The organism is Psychrobacter sp. DAB_AL32B (assembly GCF_002224105.1).
Taxonomy (GTDB): domain Bacteria; phylum Pseudomonadota; class Gammaproteobacteria; order Pseudomonadales; family Moraxellaceae; genus Psychrobacter.
Window position 1 is genome coordinate 1 of sequence record NZ_NEXU01000098.1, and the last position, 2,595, is coordinate 2,595.

The window sequence follows — 2,595 nt, forward strand, 5'->3', positions numbered from 1 at the left end:
TTAAAGGTATTAAAAATTGTCAGATAATTTTCCTAATATTTACTGACGAAAGTAATATCAGCATTATAAACGCTGATACCTGTCATTAAAAATTCTTTGTATTTCTGTGTACATAGCCCTTAATTAACCATTAGTCGATTAAAAAATCGCGTCAATTAGGGCTAATATCCTTACCTATTTATCTTATGTATTTGTCTGTCTATGCATTTACCTATCATGAGCACAATACTTTTACGTGTGTTCAGTTTTTCGAATTCGGTTTTATATAAGTACTATCAAAAGTGACACCAAAAACGCTACCAAGTCAAAACCATGCATGATACTGGTTACTTTCTTTAATAAAATATTAATGCTTAGCATAGATACTTTATAAGTAGATATTTGATAGATGGTTAGCCATATAACGATTAGCTGTATAACTAATAGCACGATAAAACTTACAAGGCATTATTTTACAGTGATTTATGACCATTGACCAATTAAATGCAAAGCTGCCTATTTATTGATAGTAAATACTTATCAATAACAATTCTTTATTAATAATGACTACTGAGGTTTAGCGCAAGCCATCATAATTTAACTCTGCGTCTTTAGCACTTACGCTGCAATAATCACATAATATGAGCTTGGAGCCTGTAAGCTAACTTAACCACAATAATAAGCATAAAAAAACGGCGTGAAACTATTCCACACCGTTTTAGAAAAAATCTATTTTATCGATATCAACAAGCAAGTTCCAAATGGCTTGACCAAAAATCCGAAATATTGCCTTATTAAAGCATATTTTGTTTTAGCGACCACTTGTACTACTGTCGTCAAATTAACGACGTAGACCTAACTGGCTAATAAGGGTGGTATAGCGACCAAGATCTTTACCTTTTAGGTAATCAAGCAGTTTACGGCGGGTATTAACCATACGGATAAGACCGCGGCGGCTGTGATGATCAGCTTTGTGCGCTTTAAAATGGTTTTGCAAATCGTTGATACGAGCGCTTAACAAGGCTACTTGAACTTCTGGTGAGCCTGTGTCATTTTCGCCACGTTGGTATTGAGCAATGATTTGTTCGCGATCGGCATTAGTTAGCATAAATCTCTCCGGCAATGCTAAACATTCTACAATTCATCAATAAATTTTAATGAGTGTAAAATGATAGAATAAATAAAATAGTCTGTATGACATTCGGGACAACCCTGCATTACTAGAGTTGACCTAGTGGTCGACAAACACGTTGTTTAACTTGAAAGCGATTATAACAAAAAACTGCTGAACTAACAGCAGTTTTCCGTATTAGTTTCAACAGTTTTAAGAAATAAACTTAGCTTGATAATTTGTTTACAAATGCCTTATTTATGTTTGTTTTTCTTAACGTCATCTTCAGTCGCGTTGCCACCAAGTGCATCATCATCTAACGGTACTGTGGTTGCTTCCGCTAAACTATCAGGAATTACGTCTTGGCTAGGGTTGATATCGTCAGCTAGTTTTTGTATCTTTTGTTCTTGCTTATCCATATCTTTTTGTGATTTATCCATAACAGCTCTCCTAGTATATTAATATTAGAATTCAAAATTAAATAATCTTAATAAATTTAAATGTGAAGTATATTATTAGGAATGCTAACCGTTTGAGCAGTTAGCATTTTTAGTTTACTAATTAAAAATTTAAAACACACATCGAACCTAAATTAAATTTTATTTATCTTCTTTATCTTTTTTAGCTTCTTCTGCGTTATTAGCGATACGATCTGCTGCCGCGTCAGTATCTTTTGTATAATTACTTTCAGTTTGGTTTTTTAATGAGGCTTCAGCTGCGTCAGAACGTTGTTGTTCGAGCTTAGTATCATTTGGATTAGAATTTGACATATTATTTTCCTTTTTATGATTGTAATTGGCTATGAAAATCAATAATGATAATTGAAATTATGATAGAGCTTTATCGATAGCTTCGACGAAATTTTTAATATCGTCTGGGTTGCGTGAGGTAATCAAATTACCATCAATTTGTACCGTTTTATCTACAAATTTTGCCCCAGCATTTTCTAAATCAATCTGTAATGTCTGATAAGCTGTCAGTGTTTTTCCTTTAGCAATGCCTGTATTAATAAGTACCCAAGGAGCGTGGCAGATAACAGCTAATGGCTTTCCGGCATCGTTAATAGCATTAATGATGCCATGCGCTTCTTTATTGCCGCGTATGGTATCCGCATTTACCGTACCACCTGGCAACACTAAAGCATCGTAATCAGCAACTTTTGCGTCTTTAGCAAATATATCGGCGCTAAAAGTATCGCCTTTGTTGACATCTTGCTTCATACCTTGAACTTCTTTATTTTTATCAGTAGTAATAAGAAGCGTCTTGTAGCCTTTATCTTTTAGCTGGTTATTAACCTCTTCATATTCTGCTTGTTCAAAATTATTGTGTAATAAAAAAGCAATAGTTTTCATAACATTCCTTATGTTTTAATATTTTATAGGTTAGTTTTCTTGTTTTTCTTATAATGGTATTTAATTTAAAATCTCAGAAATTGCTTTATATTAGTTAATATTTTTTTATTTTTATATGAAAAATTTATTATTATTAATTATATTTTTATTATA

At 32.4% G+C, this 2,595-nt stretch carries 4 protein-coding genes; all 4 read right to left on the bottom strand.

All coding sequences use genetic code 11. The annotated features are described in order from the left end of the window. Positions 1-820 precede the first annotated feature (820 nt). The 4 genes from rpsO to CAN34_RS11390 all read right to left on the bottom strand — a co-directional run bounded on the left by rpsO (position 821) and on the right by CAN34_RS11390 (position 2,442). A complete protein-coding gene (rpsO, locus tag CAN34_RS11380) occupies positions 821-1,087 on the bottom strand; it encodes a 30S ribosomal protein S15 (protein WP_079690572.1) in 267 nt (88 codons plus the stop codon). 257 nt (positions 1,088-1,344) lie between these two features. Next, positions 1,345-1,530 (bottom strand): hypothetical protein, encoded by a 186-nt coding sequence (locus CAN34_RS11385; protein ID WP_079690571.1) that lies wholly within the window; start codon positions 1,528-1,530, stop codon positions 1,345-1,347. A 159-nt stretch (positions 1,531-1,689) separates the two neighbouring features. Beyond that, positions 1,690-1,860, bottom strand: coding sequence for a hypothetical protein (locus CAN34_RS14265; protein WP_165767643.1), 171 nt, complete (start codon positions 1,858-1,860; stop codon positions 1,690-1,692). 57 nt (positions 1,861-1,917) lie between these two features. Next, on the bottom strand, positions 1,918-2,442 hold the full coding sequence (locus CAN34_RS11390) for a type 1 glutamine amidotransferase domain-containing protein (RefSeq protein WP_089555753.1): 525 nt from the start codon (positions 2,440-2,442) through the stop codon (positions 1,918-1,920). Positions 2,443-2,595 lie beyond the last annotated feature (153 nt).